This is a genomic window from Ohtaekwangia sp. (assembly GCF_036786105.1).
Taxonomy (GTDB): Bacteria; Bacteroidota; Bacteroidia; order Cytophagales; family Cyclobacteriaceae; genus Ohtaekwangia.
In genome coordinates, this window is the sequence record NZ_DAIQRQ010000027.1 from 30028 (window position 1) to 47369 (window position 17342).

Consider the following 17342-nt stretch of genomic DNA (forward strand, 5'->3'; position numbering starts at 1 on the left):
CTTACTCCTTATTTCTTACTCCCCTCCTTTCAGGGCATGGTTTTTTCCTGCTTCCCCCCTGTACTTTATACTTTCAACCCATACCTATATGAAAATCCAGACTAACAATGTGGTAATTGACTATTTGAAAGCGGGTGATGGTGATATCACCTTGCTGTTTATTCACGGCTCTTTTCTTTCCAAACACTATTGGCGCGAGCAGGTAGAATATTTCAAAAGCAGTTATACTGTTATTGCGGTTGATCTTGCCGGACATGGACACTCCGGAAGAGATCGAAAGCAATGGACGATGCAATCATACGGAAAAGATATCTCGGGTATTATTGATTCACTTCACTTGAAGAATGTTATTCTTATTGGTCACTCCATGGGTGCTGATGTCGCGCTTGAAACGGCTGCATTACAACCGGGCACTGTAAAAGGTATAATTGCTGTAGAAGCATTGAAGAATGCTGGCACTGAAATGCCTGTCGCCATTCAAGCGCAGATCAATACTGTACTCGAAAATCTGCAGATAAATTTTGCAGATACCACAGAAGCTTATGCCCGCCAGGGGCTGCTGACTGCTGATACTGATCCAAAGATTGTTCACACCATCGTTCACGCATATCGCAATGCCTATAAACCCATGGCCGTGGGAACGATGACAGAGATATTCCATTATGCATTACGCGAACGCGAACTGCTGCAATCTTTATCACAAAGAGTATACATCATTAATGTTGATTATACACCTACAAACGAAGAACCACTCAAGCACTATGCGAAGAGCGGTTATGAGCTACATTTCATTCACGGCACCAGTCACTTCCCGATGATCGAAGAATCGCAAGTATTGAATGAAGCACTGGAAAAAGTTATTGATAAGATTACAGAAGACGCTGTTCCGGAACAATTCCGATTGTACAGTCGCATTTGAGTATATACACAGGCTGTAATTAAGTCAGGATTTTACATTTTCTCCTGATCCTCCCACGAGGAAGCTGTTTGTTTGCACAAGCAAGTTAATTTTATTGATCGCTAAAAACTTCACATCGGCTCAACGGAATATTAATACGATTGCATACCGCTGCTTAAAATTTAAGACCGATATTGCTTCTTTTCTGGGTCAGAACGTAGTATATTCCATTTCCAGCCGCCAAAACATAAAATATTAGAGATTTATCTTTACTAATTATTTTAGTTTTAATAAGATTGTATCGCTAATTTAATTAGTCGATCATTCCGCTAACTTTTTTATTTGCTATGCAAGAAACAATCCATTCCACCAAGTGGTCTGATGAGAACATAATTGATATAATCCGTAAAGTTCGTAACGACCTGATTAAGGATTTTCTGGATGAACGTTTTCTCAAAGACTATATACAGAATCGCTACGGCCTGAAAGATTTGTCGACTGTGAAGATTGAATTTATAAGACGTGACCTGAAAGAATTTCTGATTGCACCAGTCAACACATCGCACTACAAACCGATTGTAGACCAGATTAAAGAGAGCAACTCAGCATCGCTATCCGAAGGGAAAGAGGAACTCTTTTACACAGAGGTTGAGCATATTTTAAAGAATTACCTGTATTGATTCAGGCTGCTACTATGTATAGAGTATAATCAGTCCGATGGTGATCCACGTAATCGCTTCTATAAGCCACTCTGTCTTTCTTATTTTATTATCCGTTTCCATACCATAAACATTTACTGTTCAGGTAGAGAACAATTATATGCCAATGCCCAGTGAATCTATAAAGTTCGCAAAAACGAAAACAATGCGGTTATATTGGGGAACGAAACGTACAATGTCCCGGAATATCACAGTTGTTGAAGCGCCTTTTCGCTGGCTGTGAGGATTTTTTCCACCACTACATCGTCAATCGAAGTTGAGATGAACATCGCTTCGTATTGCGAAGGTGCCAGGTATATTCCCTGCGCCAGCATGGACTGGAAATAGCGCGCGAACATCTCTGTATCGGATGTTTTTGCCGTATTAAAATCAAAAACACGTTCACCGGTGAAGAATAAGGTGAACATTGATCCTACATGATTAACGGTTGCTTCTATTCCTGTCTTCTCAATCTGTGCCTGTATACCACTAACCAGTTTGGCACCAGCCTGATTGATCTGTGTATATACTGTGGGATTAGCGCGCAGATATTTCAGCATGGCTAATCCGGCAGCCATTGCCAGAGGGTTACCAGAAAGAGTACCCGCCTGGTATATAGGGCCCAGCGGCGATACAAAATCCATAATCTCCCGTTTTCCTCCATACGCTCCTACCGGAAGCCCGCCACCAATGATTTTACCCATCGTGGTCATATCGGGCTTTACGTTATATAGTTCCTGGGCACCACCGGGAGCAAGGCGAAATCCGGTCATTACTTCATCAAAGATCAATACAATGCTATGCTTATCACACAGCGAACGCAATCCTTGTAAATAGCGAGGCTCCGGTGCAACGCACCCCATGTTGCCCACTACCGGTTCGAGAATGATCGCGGCAATTTCATTCGGATTCTCCTGAATCAATTTCTCTATGGCGTTCAAACTGTTGAATGGCGCAATGAGCGTATCCTTCGCAGTGCCTTTTGTAACCCCCGGACTATCAGGTGTGCCGAACGTAAGTGCACCACTTCCGGCCGCGATCAGGAAAGAATCTCCATGACCATGATAGCAGCCTTCCATTTTTATGATCTTGTCGCGACCGGTATAGCCACGTGCCACGCGTATAGCCGACATGGTTGCTTCTGTGCCGGAATTTACCATGCGCACTTTTTCTACTGATGGAACGATGGAGCAGATCAACTCTGCCATCTCTACTTCACGCGCGGTAGGTGCACCAAAAGAAGGAGAACTGCTCAATGCTTCTTTCACCGCTTCCTCTACAATCGGGTGCGCATGTCCAAGAATCATCGGCCCCCACGAGTTGATCAGGTCTATATATTCATTGCCATCTTCATCATACAGATAAGCGCCTTTCGCACGCTTCATAAACAGCGGATTTCCACCCACCGCACGAAACGCCCGCACCGGTGAGTTAACACCGCCCGGTATATATTGCTTTGCCTTTTCAAAAAGTGATTTGCTTGTTGCGTCTGCCATTGCTTTCATGTTAATAGTTACTGGCTGCTGTTTAAAAGCCTCTAGCTGCTAGCTGCCAGTTGCTGGAGGTGTGGGTAATGAGTTTAGAGTGTGTCTTTAAGTGGCCGTTAATCGTTACAGGTTAATCGTTCTTTGTGAAACGCTGGCATTCTTGTGCCTCATTCTATCACACGCACTATCAACCTGTAAACAAATCGTGAATATAGAAGCGAAGGTGTTTAAATCCCAAAAAACACCTGGATAAAAGCGGTTTTCGACTACTCTGACTCGTCTGTTAGGGTTTTGTGAGATTAGGTTTTGTTACCGGGTTGTTTACCGACTGTAATAAATTTCGAATTGGAGGTCAGGGTCATTCGCTGGTTAGTTGTACTCAGTATGAAACCATGTTACCATGCATATAACAAGAATCACCCGTCTCCGAACCATCGCATGTATATACATCACCGGTTGCCTGGCAGCTTTTCCGATCATGGCCTCTGCACAGGCTCCGCCCCAACCTGTTGGTCCGGTACCGAACGCCCGGCAGATAGAATGGTATCATCGCGAGATTATTGCGTTCTTCCATTTTGGAATGAACACGTTTACCAATGATAATGAAGGTGATGGCACTGCGGACCCCGAAGTATTTAACCCTGCAGCACTGGATTGTAACCAATGGACAGGTGTTTTGAAGCGAGCCGGTATAACAACCGGTATACTGGTAGCCAAACATGCTGATGGCTTTTGTAACTGGCCCACGAAGCATTCTAATTATTCTGTAAAAAACAGTTCTTGGAAAGACGGGAAAGGTGATGTAGTGAGGGAGTTTACCGATGCCTGTAAAAAGGCGGGTATAAAAGCTGCTATATATCTTGGACCGCACGATCGTCATGATTCACGCTATGGCACTGATGACTATAGCGATTACTACGCCAGCCAGCTATCGGAGCTGTTACGGAATTATGGTCCTATATGGGAGATCTGGTGGGATGGTGCCGGAGCCGATAAGCTCACTACGGCATACTATACCCGCTGGGCCGATACGGTTCGGAGGCTTCAACCACAATGCGTTATTTTCGGAACGAAGAACTCGTATCGTTTTGCTGACTGCCGGTGGGTCGGAAATGAATCAGGCTTCTCGGGCGATCCGTGCTGGGCAACAATAAATCCACTCTCCATACGTGATGAACCCAGCCATATACAGGAATTGAATCATGGCGAAAAGAATGGTCAGGCCTATATACCTGCAGAAGTAGATGTATCGATCCGGCCCAGTTGGTTCTATCATCCGGAAGAAGACAAGCGCGTTAAGACTGTTGCAGAACTATGGGATATATACTTTAACTCGGTAGGACGCAATAGTGTTTTACTTTTAAACTATTCGCCCAATAAGGATGGATTGATCTCATCTGTCGATGCACAGCGTACAGACAGTCTGCATTATCTTATTAATACCACTTTTCAGAACAATCTGGCCAGCAAAGCAACTGTTAAAGCGATGCATCCGCGGGGAGGGAAATATAAACCTGCAAATCTTATCGATGACGCTGAGAGTACATACTATGCTTCGGCAGAGGGCTTTTCAACCGATACAGTAACATTCAATCTCGGCTCGCCGCAGGTATTTGATGTGCTTATGTTACAGGAAGTGATAGAGCTCGGGCAACGTACCACGCGCTGGTCCGTTGACTACTCCACCGATGGCAAAAAGTGGATACCGATCCCAGAAGCTACCGACAAACAATCTATAGGATATAAATGGCTTGTCAGGTTCAAGCCTGTACGGGCAAAATATGTTCGGCTACACATCACGGAAGGCCAGGCAAGTGCTGCGTTACATACTTTTGGTATATATAAACAGCCAATAACAAAGTAATATACCAGCACTGACGTTGCTCCGCGTTTGAAGTATAAATCTGAATCATCGCCGGTTAAAATAACCGAACAGGATTCGTTCGAACCAAAAGCCTGAAATCTTAAAGACTTCAGGCTTTTTATTTTTAATGAAAGTCCTTTGCTCCTTTCAGTCATTTCTTCGTGTTGGCAGCGAGAAAGTTATTAACCTCCAGCCAGTACATAAAAGCATCAAACCAGCGATTACTGGTTCGGTTTGGATTTCCGAGGCCAAACCCATGGCCTCCATTCTGGTAAAGATGAAACTCTACAGGACGGCCCGCTTTATACCAGGAGTCAATAACTCCAAACTGACCCCGGAAAAGAAAATCATCAGTAGCGATCACGTTGAACATTGGCGGAGCATTCTTAGGCACCTCCACAGGGCCCATACCACCGTAGATCGGACCGATGAAGTCCAGCTCCATAGATTTGGAGTTCAGCGTGCAATGCATCGTTAACCCGGCTCCAGCCGAAAACCCGATCATACCAAGACGCGCAGTGTCTACACCCCATTCTGCAGCACGTTTAACAATCATGGCATAAGCTGCCTCCGCATCTTCAAGTTGATTCGATAAATCCATGGGCGGCCGGCTTGGCGGCGTAGTTTCTTTTTTAGTTTCTGATGGAGGCGTTGCCGCAGCGAAAGTTCGATTCATCGACTCTTTAAAATCTTCAAGCGACTCAGGGGTGGGATGAAGCCGGTACTTGAGCACGAATGCAGCAATGCCTCGGTCGGCCAGCGCTTGTGCTACTTCCCATCCTTCGTTACCTAACGACAACCACCTGAAGCCGCCACCCGGTGCCACGATAACAGCCGCCCCATTTGCCTGACCTTTCTTGGGTAAGAACGGTGTTAATGTGGCTGTAGAAATGTTCCGCGCCATAGGATCTCCCCACTGGCGGAACCAAGTTTCCGGTGCTGGCTGATTCTCAACACCGCCGGTTCCGAGTTTAATCGCATTCGGTTCTGCAGGCGCTTGTAGGGGGTAGATTGTCCCATCCTGCGCCCAAGCGACTGTGGTGACTACAACCAGCAAAGCGAGAATGGCTATCTTAATCAGCTTGTTAAATGTATTAAGCATAGTGCGTTGATTTTTTATAAAACATTTACGGTTACTATAATTAAAAAGTATCTCTCCATTACTTCCATGAAAAGAGGCAGTTGAATTCCCTGGGAGGTGAGTGCCTCCTTATGGTTAAGACGGTTGCTATGGCCGCTTTCCCTAAACCCGTTTGAAAAAGACAATAGATATTACAAGTCCATGAATGTAGACGAGGAATCGAAAGACAACGCATCGTACTTGTCAGCGTTGCTGATATTCGCTTTTAATGTTTAAAGAACTTTTATAGGCCAGGTTCAAACGCTCCTGCCAGCAGCAAATCAGAACTTTTGAAATTATTAATTTTCAGGATGCGATAACCCCAAACGGTATTCACTTCGAATAGAAAAGCAGGATACGATTAACGGTTAGCACCTTTATCCACCACAACTGCTTTACCATGTCTGAACCGTATGAACGGCACCAGCTGATTGTCGCGGCTGAACTGATAATTGAATCCTTGTGTGAGGTATCCGTTAATGATCTTCTCTTTGTTCATTGCTTCCTGGAAATATACTCCGTTCTTCTTCAGTTGATTTCCTGCGAAGAGCATAAACTCATACCCCATCATAGAATATAGTGACGGTGTATGTCCATGCGCACGTACGAATTTCGCGATGAAAGCCGAGAGATGCGGGTTGCTGGTAAGCGGTGTATTGGGAGCCATGAACACTACCGGCAATGAACTATACTTGTCAAGTTCCAGTGCTGTTTGCTCCAGCCAGTCTTCAGAGCCAATTACCATAGCAGAGTCGCCACGGGTATCTACTGCGCCGAGTACTTTGGTATAGATGAGTGCATCATCTGAAGCAACAAATACGCCACCGAGGCTATCCTTCCTCAGTGTAAACTGTTTAGGATATCTGAATTCATCATACTCCGTAGGTGTTGCCAGTATATTTACAATTTTAGGAAGCGACTCTTTTACAATACGATGTGAGCCGAGCACTTTCATTCCCTTTTCGCGGGCTTTCTCCACAAATGTAGCGGCCAGCAAAGAATCTCTGCGAGACGTACCATAGAATACCAGGCAGTTTTTCTTCCGTACTGTGGATGCCATAAACTCGCCAGACTTTTTACCCAGCGTTTCTATAGAAGGCTGGTATAAAAACGCGTAGGGGTTGTTGCCAATCACATCACTGTTATTCGAGAATGGATTGAATACATTTATTTTGTTGGCAAGCGAAAAATCCTGAATAGGCTTATTCTCTTCCGGGAAGAACGGCCCCACCAAAAGATCTATACTCTTCAGCTCATCTGTATTGAGCAGTGACTTTATCTTCTCTACGTTCCGGTCGGTGTCGTATGCACGCAGACTGATCTTTACGTTTTGTTGCGCGAGTGTATCAACGGCCAGTTGCATACCCTCATAAAAATCAAGCACAATCTGGTTACGCTTGCGGCCTGGTGTCGGGTCGAGTGTATTTACCAGGAAAGGAAACATAACGCCTACCGAGTAGGAATCCTTCATCGTAGATTTAGGCGTTTCCGGGAAGTAATCAGTTTTCTTTAAACCATATTGACTGATGAGTGACTCCAGCAGCGTACGGCTTTCTACATTGGCCATATCTTTTGCCAATGCCGCCACCAGTGCTTTACCCACCACTTCATCTTTCGGATATTCTTCACGCATCATTTTCAGCGTTTCTATATCCGTTACGTTAACCAATGCTTTTGCTTTGAGTGCATCAATATCTTTCTCCATCTTCTTGTCTTTGATAGAAGAAAGCATCTTTAGGCCCTGGAAATAATCTTTACTATCCAGGTATATTTTGCCAAGCCAGAAATTTACTTCGTCAATCTTGTCCCATGCAGGGTGCAGCGACTTCAACTGGTTGAACATATCTTTCGATACGGCCATATAGCCCTGGTTGTGGGCAGCGAGTGCATAATAGAAAGAAGCGTATTCGGAGAACTGATTATTGGATGCATACGGAATCAGCGGCTTCAATGTCTCCATCGCCAGGTTATACTTTCCTTCGCGGAAAAGCTGCTTGCCATTGAAGAACTGCTTGTTGTAATCAATGACCTGGGCAAAGGCTGATACAGGAATTAAAAACGACAGACAAACGATTAATTTTCTGCTGATCATGCTATGCTCTGAAGTTTACATGTATTAAGACGCGTGCATACAGAATAGCGGTATATATTTTCATACCCGGCATTTCTATACATTATTCCCACTCGATGGTAGCCGGTGGTTTTGAACTGATATCGTATACCACGCGGTTTACACCTTTCACTTTGTTAATAATATCGCTGGAAACATTCGCCAGAAACTCATACGGCAAGTGAGCCCAGTCGGCAGTCATACCATCGGTGCTGGTAACGGCCCGAAGACTCACCACGCGTTCGTAGGTACGCTCATCTCCCATAACCCCTACCGATTGCACAGGTAACAACATGGCTCCCGCCTGCCACACTTTATCATACAAGCCGTGCTCCTTTAATCCGCCTATGAAGATGCTGTCTACTTCCTGCAGAATCTTTACTTTATCAGCCGTAATATCTCCGAGAATACGGATGCCAAGACCCGGTCCCGGGAATGGATGACGACCCAATATAGCAGGATCAATGCCTAATGTTTTACCGACCACACGTACTTCGTCTTTGAACAACGTATTGAGCGGCTCAACAACTTTCAACTTCATTTTTTCGGGCAGGCCTCCTACGTTGTGGTGCGACTTGATGGTAACGGAAGGACCTTTCACAGAAACCGATTCAATAATATCGGGATAGATCGTTCCCTGCCCCAGCCACTTCACATCCTGTATCAGGTGCGACTCTTCATCAAACACATCAATAAATGTTTTACCGATGGCTTTGCGCTTCGCTTCCGGATCAGTGAGTCCGCTCAGCGCCGTATAGAATTTCTCTTTCGCGTCTACGCCTTTAATGTTCAGGCCCATGTGCTTGTAAGAATCCAGCACCTGCTCAAACTCATTTTTGCGCAGCAATCCGTTATCAACAAAAATGCAGTGGAGATTTTTACCGATAGCTTTGTGAACCAATATAGCCGCTACGGTAGAATCAACCCCGCCCGACAGTGCCATCACCACTTTGTCGTTGCCAAGTTTGGCCTTCAGACTTTCCACGGTAGTTTCTACAAACTGATCGGGCGTCCAGTCCTGCTGGCAATCGCAGATGTGCACTACAAAGTTTCTCAACAGCTCTTTACCCTGGATGGTATGTGTTACTTCCGGGTGAAACTGTATGCCGTAAATTTCTTTTCCTTTTACGCGGTAGGCCGCCACCTTTACAGAAGGTGTAGCCGCGATTACTTCGAACGTATCAGGCACGGAAGCAATGGTATCGGCATGCGACATCCATACTTGTCCGTCAAGCGCAATCTCTTTCAGTAAAGGGTTATGATGATCTACCGTGGTAAGTTTGGCGCGGCCATATTCACGGGCGTGCGAGGGAAGCACCTGGCCTCCGCTCTTGTGCGCGATCAGCTGGGCACCATAGCAAACACCCAGCACCGGCAGGTTGCCAAATTGTGCAATGTCTACATCCGGAGAACCCTGGTCGCGTACGGAACACGGGCTTCCCGACAGGATTACCCCTTTAATATCGGGCGTAATCGCAGGAATTTTGTTAAAAGGGTGGATTTCACAATAAACATTGAGCTCACGAACCCGGCGGGCAATCAATTGGGTATACTGTGAACCGAAATCTAAAATGAGTATCTGTTGCGGCATGGGTGCAAAGATAACCCGAGATTTTTTCGATGGAAGAATGAATGTGAATAAAGTGCAAGGCTGGCGGGCAAATGGAGACAAACATGCCTTTCGGTAACTTTACAACGCTTTGCCTACCGCTAGTAGCGGTTCATAAACACCAGCCCTACCTGGAAGCCAACAGAAGAGAAGTTGCCGAGGCCGAACTTCGGGCTTTTGGCAGTGGTATAATCGTAATGCACGGCGGCCATGGCACCGATAGCGCGATCTTTCACAAACCGGATTACAATACCGGCTTCCGGCCTGGCCAGAAATCCCCATTTCTTCTCTACATCGGAATAGATGTTATAGTACCGGGTGTACTCAATATGAGTAGCTCCTATACCGAGGCCTGCATACGGAAAAAAGTGCTCACTCTCCCCTACCGGGAAATAATACTGGCCACTTACCGTAAGACCATATTGATACAGGTAATTATAATAATCAGTACCGATGGCACCACCAGGGCTTTCGAACACATGCGTGGGATTGTATTTGTTGTAGGATGTAAAATTGAAATCAGCGCCCAGCGAAAAGCGATCACCCTCCCGAATGAAGCTGCGATACCCGAGGCGTGCTCCACGTGCACTGGCACCGCCTCCCATCCACTCGGTGCCGGCCAATGGTTTGTTTACATCCAGGCTGACATAAAAATAATTATGCTGTGCACACAGCACATGTGCAGCAAACAGAAAACATATACTGAACAGGTACTTCATGACTAGGGTAATTTTAAATACGGTGATTGATCGAATGCCTGATTCACTGCATCTACCGACTCTTCCGTTTCATCACGCGCGGTGTTGAACAAATCGCCCATATAGGCATTCCAGATTACTTTATATTTACCATTGGCCGTGGCATTTTTCAGGTCTACAAATTCTACTACCAGCGAGCCGGTGTTAAATGCATACGTCTGCACGTATGGATAGTAATAGTAACCACCGTATCCATAGTAGCCGGAATAATAATAATTAGGATAAATAACCTGCTGAAAGAGATTGAGATTCTTTACGGCATATACATTTACTCCTATATCAGCTGTTTGGCCTTGCGCCACGCGTTGATAGCCATACTTCGTCATGTTGGCTTCCACCGCTTTCAATACACCGCGTGGCAGATTATACTTGGGCGAAGTAATAATGGTATCGTTCGGGTCCGTATCCGATACATAGCCGATCGTATCGGTTGGCAAACTATAGGTTTTATAGGAATTGAAAACAGCCGTTGTATCGTAGTTGGTTGAGACCACCATCTGATCGAGCAGATCGTACGCGTTCGGCTCGGGATGACACGACCATGCCATCGCTATCACAAGACTGGCAACAAAATATTTCATGCGTCTGGGCTTTAAGATAGAACGACATGAATGATATTAAATTATCATTCCATCATTAGACACACGTTAGAAGGGTTTGGTTTAAAGCCTGTTAAAAACTTCGACCGAGAATCTGGCCGATACCAAACAACAGCACAAATAAAAGTGTAGACAGGGCCATTTGCTTGAGGTATGGATCGAGTTCATGCGATGGCCGGGTGCTCACAGCCATACCATTTTTTATAAACAACGGCACACTCGCCAGAAACAGAAATTGCCATGGCGATGAAAAGGTAAGTACACAATATACCGCAGCAGAAAGTAATCCGCTCGTCAATAGAAACCAATGGTATACAATGGCTCTTTCTCTGCCAATGCGCACGGGTATAGAAAACTTGCCGGCCTTCAGATCAGACTCTATATCACGAATGTTGTTGATGTTGAGCACCGCAATGGAGAACAGCCCGCAGCTCAATGCCGGCAATATTTGCTGCCAGGTAATCTGCTTGGCCAAAAGATAGTATGAACCCATTACGCCTACCAATCCAAAGAAGATTAATACCGAAAGATCGCCAAGCCCTATATATCCATACGGCTTACGCCCCACGGTATAGGCTATCGCAGCGAGTATGCTCAATATACCCAGCCCGAAAAAGAAGAGTATAGCGTTCCAGTTTATACCAAACGAAACGAACAGCAGTGCTATACCGCTGGCCAGGCACAGCAACACAAAGATGATAACAGCCTTGCGCATCTGTGCGGAAGAGATAGCGCCGCTTTGTACGGCACGTGAAGGCCCCTTGCGGTCGGTGCTATCAGCACCATGTATCGAATCGCCGTAGTCATTCGCCAGGTTGGAAAGTATTTGTAAAAATATAGTAGTAGACACACACAACAGAAAGATATTCCATTGAAATGCACCTGCTGCGGATGCAAGAAAACCACCCATGGCTATACATGACAGCGCCAGCGGAAGCGTGCGTAAGCGAAATGCCTGAAGCCAGACCTTTGTATTCATATCGCTACAAAAGTATACTTTCTGCTTCTTCGCGGTATAAAATACATGAACTATTTTATAAAATTACTGTGTGATCTTGCTGATGATCTCGTTATCCAACGGATCGACTTTCGGGCCATAGAAAGCCACTACATTACCGCTTTTGTCTACCAGGTATTTGCAAAAATTCCAGGAAGGTGATTTACCGGCTTTGCCTGCCAGCCAGCGGTATAGCGGATGTTGATCGCGTCCCTTCACCGAAACTTTCTCAAACATCTGAAACGTAACACCATAATTCTTCTGGCAAAACGATGCGATCTCGGCATTCGTGCCGGGTTCCTGCCACAGAAAATTGTTAGCAGGAAAGCCCAGCACGACCACCTTGTCGCCATATTGTTCATGTAACTTTTCGAGGTCTGCATATTGCGGAGTATATCCGCATTTGGAAGCTGTATTTACAATCAGCAGATTCTTGCCTTTGTATTGGCTAAAATCAATATCCTGCCCATCCAGCGATTTCAATTTGAAATCGTAGATTGAACCACTCACTTGCTGAGGCCGATCGGCCGAGATCAGCTTTGAAGAAAGGAATGCTACCAGCCCCATCGTACCTGCAATAATAAACGTTACTTTAATTAATTTCATTAATGATTTCCTTATCCAACGGATTTACTTTCGATTCATAAAACTTTACCGTGCCGTCAGGCTTCACCAGATACTTGCAGAAGTTCCAGGTTGGCTCATGACCAGTCTTTTCTTTCAGCCATGCATAGAGTGCACTCTGATCATCTCCTTTTACAGATATTTTCTCAAACATCTGGAATTTTACACCGAAGTTCTTCTGACAGAAGGACGCAATCTCAGCATTGGAACCCGGCTCCTGTGAACCGAAATTGTTGGCCGGAAAACCGAGGATCGTTACTTTATCGCCAAACTGCTCATGCAGCTTTTCCAGATCGGCATATTGCTTGGTAAAGCCACACTTCGATGCCACGTTTACAATCATCAGCGTTTTACCTTTATACCTGGAAAAATCAATCAAATCGCCATCGATTGAATTCATCTTAAAGTCATAAATAGATGATGTCATAGTCGGTAAAACCATAAGCAATGATAACAGGAAAGTTTTCATGGGTTGTTGTGCTTTGTTAAGTGAAACAAACTTATCGCTTTTTTGTTCAAAAACGTAAAATTTATAACCTCATATCCACCCGATTACTATATATAGGGGCAACATATATCTCATGTTTGATATCCCTTTGTGCACATCTTTCCCTGCGATATTGTACTTTTGCCGGCCACGTTTCCCGGTTTCCACTCTTGTAATTTTCTCAACGCATTTATAGGCGAAATCCGGAACTGACCATACTAAAATTTATATTCAATCCATCACACAAAAATTTATATTCAACCTACTGCTTATCTTTCATCTAACCATCCCCGGATCACCGGAATTTAATCGGCCATGACCACACCATTTTCTACCGTTCGTTTTGCTTATCTCCTTCCCTTTCTCTGCCTTGTTTTAGCAACGGCCTGCAAGCCGGCTACAGACCGTGCAACATCCATGCACCGGTACTTCGAAGAGATTCGTAACAATGAGGCACTGCTTACCGCTTTTTTCTCGCGTATGCCAAAAGGTGGCGATCTTCACAACCACTTTTCAGGTTCAGTATACGGCGAAACGTACTGGAATTACCTGTTGCGAAAAAAGCCGTGGTTCGATACGGTATCGCTTGCTTATGAATACGACAGCATCAAGAGCATTAACAAAAAAGGAAACTATAAACGCTACGTTTATATACAAGACATTATAAAAAAAGGAAAGCTTGCAACCCTTAAGCAACGCATACTCCAGCAATGGTCAGTAAAAGATTACGTACCCTCCGATGGTCCTTCGCATGAACATTTTTTTGACAGCTTTGGACATTTACCTTCCGGCGGATGGCATGAAACGGGTATAGGTCTCCGTGAATTAAAAGACCGCGCGAAAACAGAGCATGTGCAATACCTGGAACTTATGCTGAAAGGTATACCCTGCGGCATTATTCCCGCGCAGGCCGATCGTTATGAAAAATTACTAACGCTGCACCAGTATAGCGATACAATCAAACTGAAACCGGTACTCGATTCAATTCTTCACGACCTCCGTAAGCAAAATCTGTTTGCCTGCGTTACCGATTTTAACACAACATTGCAAAGTATTCACAACGAATTTGTACCGGACGATGATGATGTAACGATTCGCTACCTCACCTACGTAAACAGAAAAACCGATCCAGTAAAATTCTTTACCGATCTGTTATTGGCGTTTGAAGCTGCACACAGCAATCCACTGATAGGTGGTGTAAATATACTTTCGCCCGAGCATGGCGATGTATCCATGCGCGATTATCGCCTGCACATGTATATGTTCCGGTATTGCCACCACGTATACCCAACGGTAAAATACTCCATGCATGCCGGTGAGCTCACCCTGGGGCTTGTTAAACCCGAAGACCTTACCTTCCACATTCGCGATGCAGTATATATAGCCGGCGCCAACCGTATTGGTCATGGTGTTGACATGGCGTATGAAGATAACAGCGGCGAATTGCTCCGCTATATGCACGACCATCGCGTGCCTATTGAGATCAATTTATGGAGCAATGAATTTATTCTGAATGTAAAGAATAACGACCACCCCATTACACTATACAAACAGCACAACGTGCCCATCGTTATATCTACGGATGATCCCGGTATATTGCGAAGCAATCACGTTCATCAATTTGTGTTGCTGGCAAAACGCTATCCCGAAATATCGTATGCCGATATAAAGACGTTTATATTCAACAGCATCGACTACAGCTTTATAAAGGAGAAGGAAACAAAAGAAAAGATTCGCGCCTCTGTAGAAGCCGGTATAAATACGTTTGAAGAAGAAGTATTAAAAGGCAAGCTGTAACTATACTATGAAGTTTGACGATATGCTGCAGGAATTTCTGAATACCTTGCTCACGCTTCCTGAAGCCGTGTTGTGGCTTTTCTTTCTGGCAGAAAACATGCTGATTACAGCGCTCGTCCTGCTTATTGGCCGTGCCTTGCAAAAACACTATACACCGGTGGCACCTTCCTACCGGTATACTTCACACGAGTGGTTGCTATGCGGTATTACCAATATACTGAACACGGCCGTAACGTATGCAGGCTTCTGGCTATGGAAGCATCACATCATCAGTATCCATATCCATCTATCGCTCTATATTATCGTTGATTTCATCATCCTGTTTCTGGCGATGGACTTACTGATGTACATTTTCCATTTCATTATCCATAAAACATTTTTATATAACCTCATGCATCGGCTGCACCACCAGGCGATCGATCCGAAACCTATAGACCTCTTCGTTTTGCACCCTGTGGAAACTATTTCGTTTGGAGGATTATGGTTAGTGTTGCTAATTGTATATCCGTTTAACTTATACGCGATGATACTATACCTCACGGTTAATGTGCTCTTTGGCATGATCGGCCATCTTGGCCTTGAGCCTTTGTCCGAAAGGCTTCGCAGTAACCCTGTGCTTAAATATATCGGCACTTCAACCTTTCATCACCAGCACCACCAGGATATACATCACAACTTTGGTTTCTATACCAGTATCTGGGATCGCCTGTTTGGTACGTTGAGCCAAGAGTGATCTAAAAAAATGCTATACCCTGTATGTTCAGAGTATAGCATATTGAAGAAAGAAGGATAATTCAAATTATCTTATTTCAAATGTGAACGCAACATCCACGCCATCTTTTCATGTGTTTCCATAAGACCGGTAATGAAGTCGCTGGTTCCGGCATCCTGGTATTCGTTGGCAAAGCGGTTGATATTCTCACGCAGGTGAATGATTACGGTTTCATGGTCGTCCAGTAATTCTTTAATGAAGCCGCCGCTGCTATTCGCACTGCGCGATTCTTCTGTAAGTTTGGTGAGGCTCAAGAACTCCTTCAGCGTTGCCGGTGCATAGTGACCGATAGAACGGATGCGCTCTGCTATATCGTCCATCGTATCGTCCAGTATCTCGTATTGATCTTCAAAGAATTTATGAACACTATAAAAGTCAGGACCTTCTACATTCCAGTGAGCGTTTCTGGTCTTGGTATATAGAACAAACTCGTCAGCGAGTATTCTGGAAAGTTCGTAAGCCACCTTGCTCAGTAAAGCAGGCTCTATTCCGATTTTTGCTTGCATAGTAATGTATTTTAGAGTTGAAAAATTGAACCGCTAAAAATCGCAAAAAGTATTTATACCGGGAATAACGAACTGTAAAATTAATGCACAAATAAAGCTGACGAACGGGAACTCTACAGCTGATCATTATACGGTGAGCATGCATAAAGCGTCACGCACTTTACTCTTTACCCAGCACACACGCCAGCACTACCAGAATCAATGTTCCCGATGACGCAAGACTGCGGATACGGTGCAGATAATTCCACGGGCCTTCAAAAGAAATGCGGTAAGCTCTGACTTCAGCAGGAGAAGCTGCCTGCAGATTTACTTTCTCCAGAGCATCGTTCAAGGGTACATTACCCAACATTGTTACGCCAAAGACACCCGCTGCATACAAGATGGTAGCCGCAAGCAACAAATAAAACCGAAGCATCATAGAAGCGTTATACGAATAATATGTGCTTAGCGGAAGAAGTACAAGGGTGCCAAGGAAGCTCATCATAAAAAGCGGATTAATGATTGCCTTATTGATGGACTGCATGGCTGCTATATAATTCGCATCCGGTAAATTACCCAGGCCGGGATTTACCGAACAGCTATAGGAATAAAACAAGCCACTGATCAATCCGGTAGCTGTAGCGGTTAGAACAAGAATGGTTGTGCTCATAGGTCGTTTCATGGTACGTTATGGGTTGGAGTGATTCGTAAAGATTCTATATAGGCAACCACCCGGATAATCTCTGCTGAAGTGAGTTTCTTCTTCCACGAGGGCATGATGCGCTTTCCCTCACGAATCACCAACTCGGCTTCCGTACGGCTCAATGTACTCACCTGTAAATTTTTCGCACCGAACTGGCCGCGGGTACCATCTTTACCATGACAGCGTACACAATTCTTCTCATAGATTTTTCTGCCATCCGGCACAGAGTCTTGCGCTGAGGCCGACAAGCTCAGCAGGACAAACGCGATAAGCATAATAAAAGAATTTCGGTTCATGATCGTTTGATTTTAAAACAAAATTATAGCCCCATGAA

At 44.8% G+C, this 17342-nt stretch carries 17 protein-coding genes; 5 read left to right on the forward strand and 12 right to left on the reverse strand.

What is annotated here, in order from left to right:
* The first annotated feature begins 88 nt into the window (after positions 1–88).
* Together V7Q33_RS12820 and V7Q33_RS12825 are read left to right on the forward strand one after the other, a co-directional pair.
* A complete protein-coding gene (locus tag V7Q33_RS12820; protein WP_333820083.1) occupies positions 89–919 on the forward strand; it encodes an alpha/beta fold hydrolase in 831 nt (276 codons plus the stop codon).
* 326 nt (positions 920–1245) lie between these two features.
* Positions 1246–1578: a hypothetical protein gene (locus V7Q33_RS12825; RefSeq protein WP_331981074.1), complete on the forward strand. Its 333-nt coding sequence runs from the start codon at positions 1246–1248 to the stop codon at positions 1576–1578.
* A gap of 227 nt (positions 1579–1805) precedes the next feature.
* On the opposite strand, the gene hemL is transcribed toward V7Q33_RS12825, so the two are convergent.
* Positions 1806–3092, reverse strand: coding sequence for a glutamate-1-semialdehyde 2,1-aminomutase (gene hemL / locus V7Q33_RS12830; protein WP_331981076.1), 1287 nt, complete (start codon positions 3090–3092; stop codon positions 1806–1808).
* 391 nt (positions 3093–3483) lie between these two features.
* On the opposite strand from hemL, the gene V7Q33_RS12835 reads away from it, so the two are divergent.
* Positions 3484–4947: an alpha-L-fucosidase gene (locus V7Q33_RS12835; protein ID WP_333820084.1), complete on the forward strand. Its 1464-nt coding sequence runs from the start codon at positions 3484–3486 to the stop codon at positions 4945–4947.
* 151 nt (positions 4948–5098) lie between these two features.
* Here V7Q33_RS12835 and V7Q33_RS12840 read toward each other — a convergent pair whose 3' ends face one another.
* The 8 genes from V7Q33_RS12840 to V7Q33_RS12875 form a co-directional block, all read right to left on the reverse strand.
* Positions 5099–5851: an alpha/beta hydrolase gene (locus tag V7Q33_RS12840; protein ID WP_333820085.1), complete on the reverse strand. Its 753-nt coding sequence runs from the start codon at positions 5849–5851 to the stop codon at positions 5099–5101.
* 577 nt (positions 5852–6428) lie between these two features.
* Entirely contained in the window at positions 6429–8159 is a 1731-nt protein-coding gene (locus V7Q33_RS12845) for an ABC transporter substrate-binding protein (RefSeq protein WP_331981082.1), read from the reverse strand.
* Between the two features lie 82 nt (positions 8160–8241).
* Complete coding sequence (gene guaA / locus V7Q33_RS12850; RefSeq protein ID WP_333820086.1) at positions 8242–9768, reverse strand: glutamine-hydrolyzing GMP synthase; 1527 nt, start codon at positions 9766–9768, stop codon at positions 8242–8244.
* A 119-nt stretch (positions 9769–9887) separates the two neighbouring features.
* Positions 9888–10505: a hypothetical protein gene (locus V7Q33_RS12855; protein ID WP_331981086.1), complete on the reverse strand. Its 618-nt coding sequence runs from the start codon at positions 10503–10505 to the stop codon at positions 9888–9890.
* 2 nt (positions 10506–10507) lie between these two features.
* Positions 10508–11125, reverse strand: a complete 618-nt coding sequence (locus V7Q33_RS12860) for a DUF4136 domain-containing protein (protein ID WP_333820087.1) — start codon at positions 11123–11125, stop codon at positions 10508–10510.
* 91 nt (positions 11126–11216) lie between these two features.
* Positions 11217–12122, reverse strand: a complete 906-nt coding sequence (locus V7Q33_RS12865; RefSeq protein WP_333820088.1) for a 1,4-dihydroxy-2-naphthoate polyprenyltransferase — start codon at positions 12120–12122, stop codon at positions 11217–11219.
* A 63-nt stretch (positions 12123–12185) separates the two neighbouring features.
* On the reverse strand, positions 12186–12746 hold the full coding sequence (locus V7Q33_RS12870) for a glutathione peroxidase (RefSeq protein WP_333820089.1): 561 nt from the start codon (positions 12744–12746) through the stop codon (positions 12186–12188).
* Positions 12733–13191, reverse strand: coding sequence for a glutathione peroxidase (locus V7Q33_RS12875; protein WP_331981094.1), 459 nt, complete (start codon positions 13189–13191; stop codon positions 12733–12735). The genes V7Q33_RS12870 and V7Q33_RS12875 overlap by 14 nt, the downstream gene beginning before the upstream one ends.
* 375 nt (positions 13192–13566) lie before the next feature.
* Between V7Q33_RS12875 and V7Q33_RS12880 the strand changes: the two genes are divergently transcribed.
* Together V7Q33_RS12880 and V7Q33_RS12885 are read left to right on the forward strand one after the other, a co-directional pair.
* Positions 13567–15048, forward strand: a complete 1482-nt coding sequence (locus tag V7Q33_RS12880; RefSeq protein ID WP_333820090.1) for an adenosine deaminase — start codon at positions 13567–13569, stop codon at positions 15046–15048.
* Between the two features lie 7 nt (positions 15049–15055).
* Positions 15056–15781: a sterol desaturase family protein gene (locus V7Q33_RS12885; RefSeq protein WP_333820091.1), complete on the forward strand. Its 726-nt coding sequence runs from the start codon at positions 15056–15058 to the stop codon at positions 15779–15781.
* 71 nt (positions 15782–15852) lie between these two features.
* Here the strand turns inward: V7Q33_RS12885 and V7Q33_RS12890 are convergent, their stop codons facing one another.
* From V7Q33_RS12890 to V7Q33_RS12900, 3 genes are all read right to left on the reverse strand, one after another.
* Positions 15853–16326 (reverse strand): Dps family protein, encoded by a 474-nt coding sequence (locus V7Q33_RS12890; RefSeq protein ID WP_331981100.1) that lies wholly within the window; start codon positions 16324–16326, stop codon positions 15853–15855.
* A 160-nt stretch (positions 16327–16486) separates the two neighbouring features.
* Entirely contained in the window at positions 16487–16987 is a 501-nt protein-coding gene (locus V7Q33_RS12895) for an anthrone oxygenase family protein (RefSeq protein ID WP_333820092.1), read from the reverse strand.
* Complete coding sequence (locus tag V7Q33_RS12900; protein WP_331981103.1) at positions 16984–17304, reverse strand: c-type cytochrome; 321 nt, start codon at positions 17302–17304, stop codon at positions 16984–16986. Before V7Q33_RS12900 ends, V7Q33_RS12895 begins: the two co-directional genes overlap by 4 nt.
* Between the last annotated feature and the right edge of the window lie 38 nt (positions 17305–17342).

Excerpts from the sequence above, each read along its gene's own strand:
- V7Q33_RS12820 (WP_333820083.1), top strand. The coding sequence starts at position 89 with ATGAAAATCCAGACTAACAATGTGGTAATTGACTATTTGAAAGCGGGT.
- V7Q33_RS12825 (WP_331981074.1), top strand. The coding sequence starts at position 1,246 with ATGCAAGAAACAATCCATTCCACCAAGTGGTCTGATGAGAACATAATT.
- hemL (WP_331981076.1), bottom strand. The coding sequence starts at position 3,092 with ATGGCAGACGCAACAAGCAAATCACTTTTTGAAAAGGCAAAGCAATAT.
- V7Q33_RS12835 (WP_333820084.1), top strand. The coding sequence starts at position 3,484 with ATGCATATAACAAGAATCACCCGTCTCCGAACCATCGCATGTATATAC.
- V7Q33_RS12840 (WP_333820085.1), bottom strand. The coding sequence starts at position 5,851 with ATGGCGCGGAACATTTCTACAGCCACATTAACACCGTTCTTACCCAAG.
- V7Q33_RS12845 (WP_331981082.1), bottom strand. The coding sequence starts at position 8,159 with ATGATCAGCAGAAAATTAATCGTTTGTCTGTCGTTTTTAATTCCTGTA.
- guaA (WP_333820086.1), bottom strand. The coding sequence starts at position 9,768 with ATGCCGCAACAGATACTCATTTTAGATTTCGGTTCACAGTATACCCAA.
- V7Q33_RS12855 (WP_331981086.1), bottom strand. The coding sequence starts at position 10,505 with ATGAAGTACCTGTTCAGTATATGTTTTCTGTTTGCTGCACATGTGCTG.
- V7Q33_RS12860 (WP_333820087.1), bottom strand. The coding sequence starts at position 11,125 with ATGAAATATTTTGTTGCCAGTCTTGTGATAGCGATGGCATGGTCGTGT.
- V7Q33_RS12865 (WP_333820088.1), bottom strand. The coding sequence starts at position 12,122 with ATGAATACAAAGGTCTGGCTTCAGGCATTTCGCTTACGCACGCTTCCG.
- V7Q33_RS12870 (WP_333820089.1), bottom strand. The coding sequence starts at position 12,746 with ATGAAATTAATTAAAGTAACGTTTATTATTGCAGGTACGATGGGGCTG.
- V7Q33_RS12875 (WP_331981094.1), bottom strand. The coding sequence starts at position 13,191 with ATGACATCATCTATTTATGACTTTAAGATGAATTCAATCGATGGCGAT.
- V7Q33_RS12880 (WP_333820090.1), top strand. The coding sequence starts at position 13,567 with ATGACCACACCATTTTCTACCGTTCGTTTTGCTTATCTCCTTCCCTTT.
- V7Q33_RS12885 (WP_333820091.1), top strand. The coding sequence starts at position 15,056 with ATGAAGTTTGACGATATGCTGCAGGAATTTCTGAATACCTTGCTCACG.
- V7Q33_RS12890 (WP_331981100.1), bottom strand. The coding sequence starts at position 16,326 with ATGCAAGCAAAAATCGGAATAGAGCCTGCTTTACTGAGCAAGGTGGCT.
- V7Q33_RS12895 (WP_333820092.1), bottom strand. The coding sequence starts at position 16,987 with ATGAAACGACCTATGAGCACAACCATTCTTGTTCTAACCGCTACAGCT.
- V7Q33_RS12900 (WP_331981103.1), bottom strand. The coding sequence starts at position 17,304 with ATGAACCGAAATTCTTTTATTATGCTTATCGCGTTTGTCCTGCTGAGC.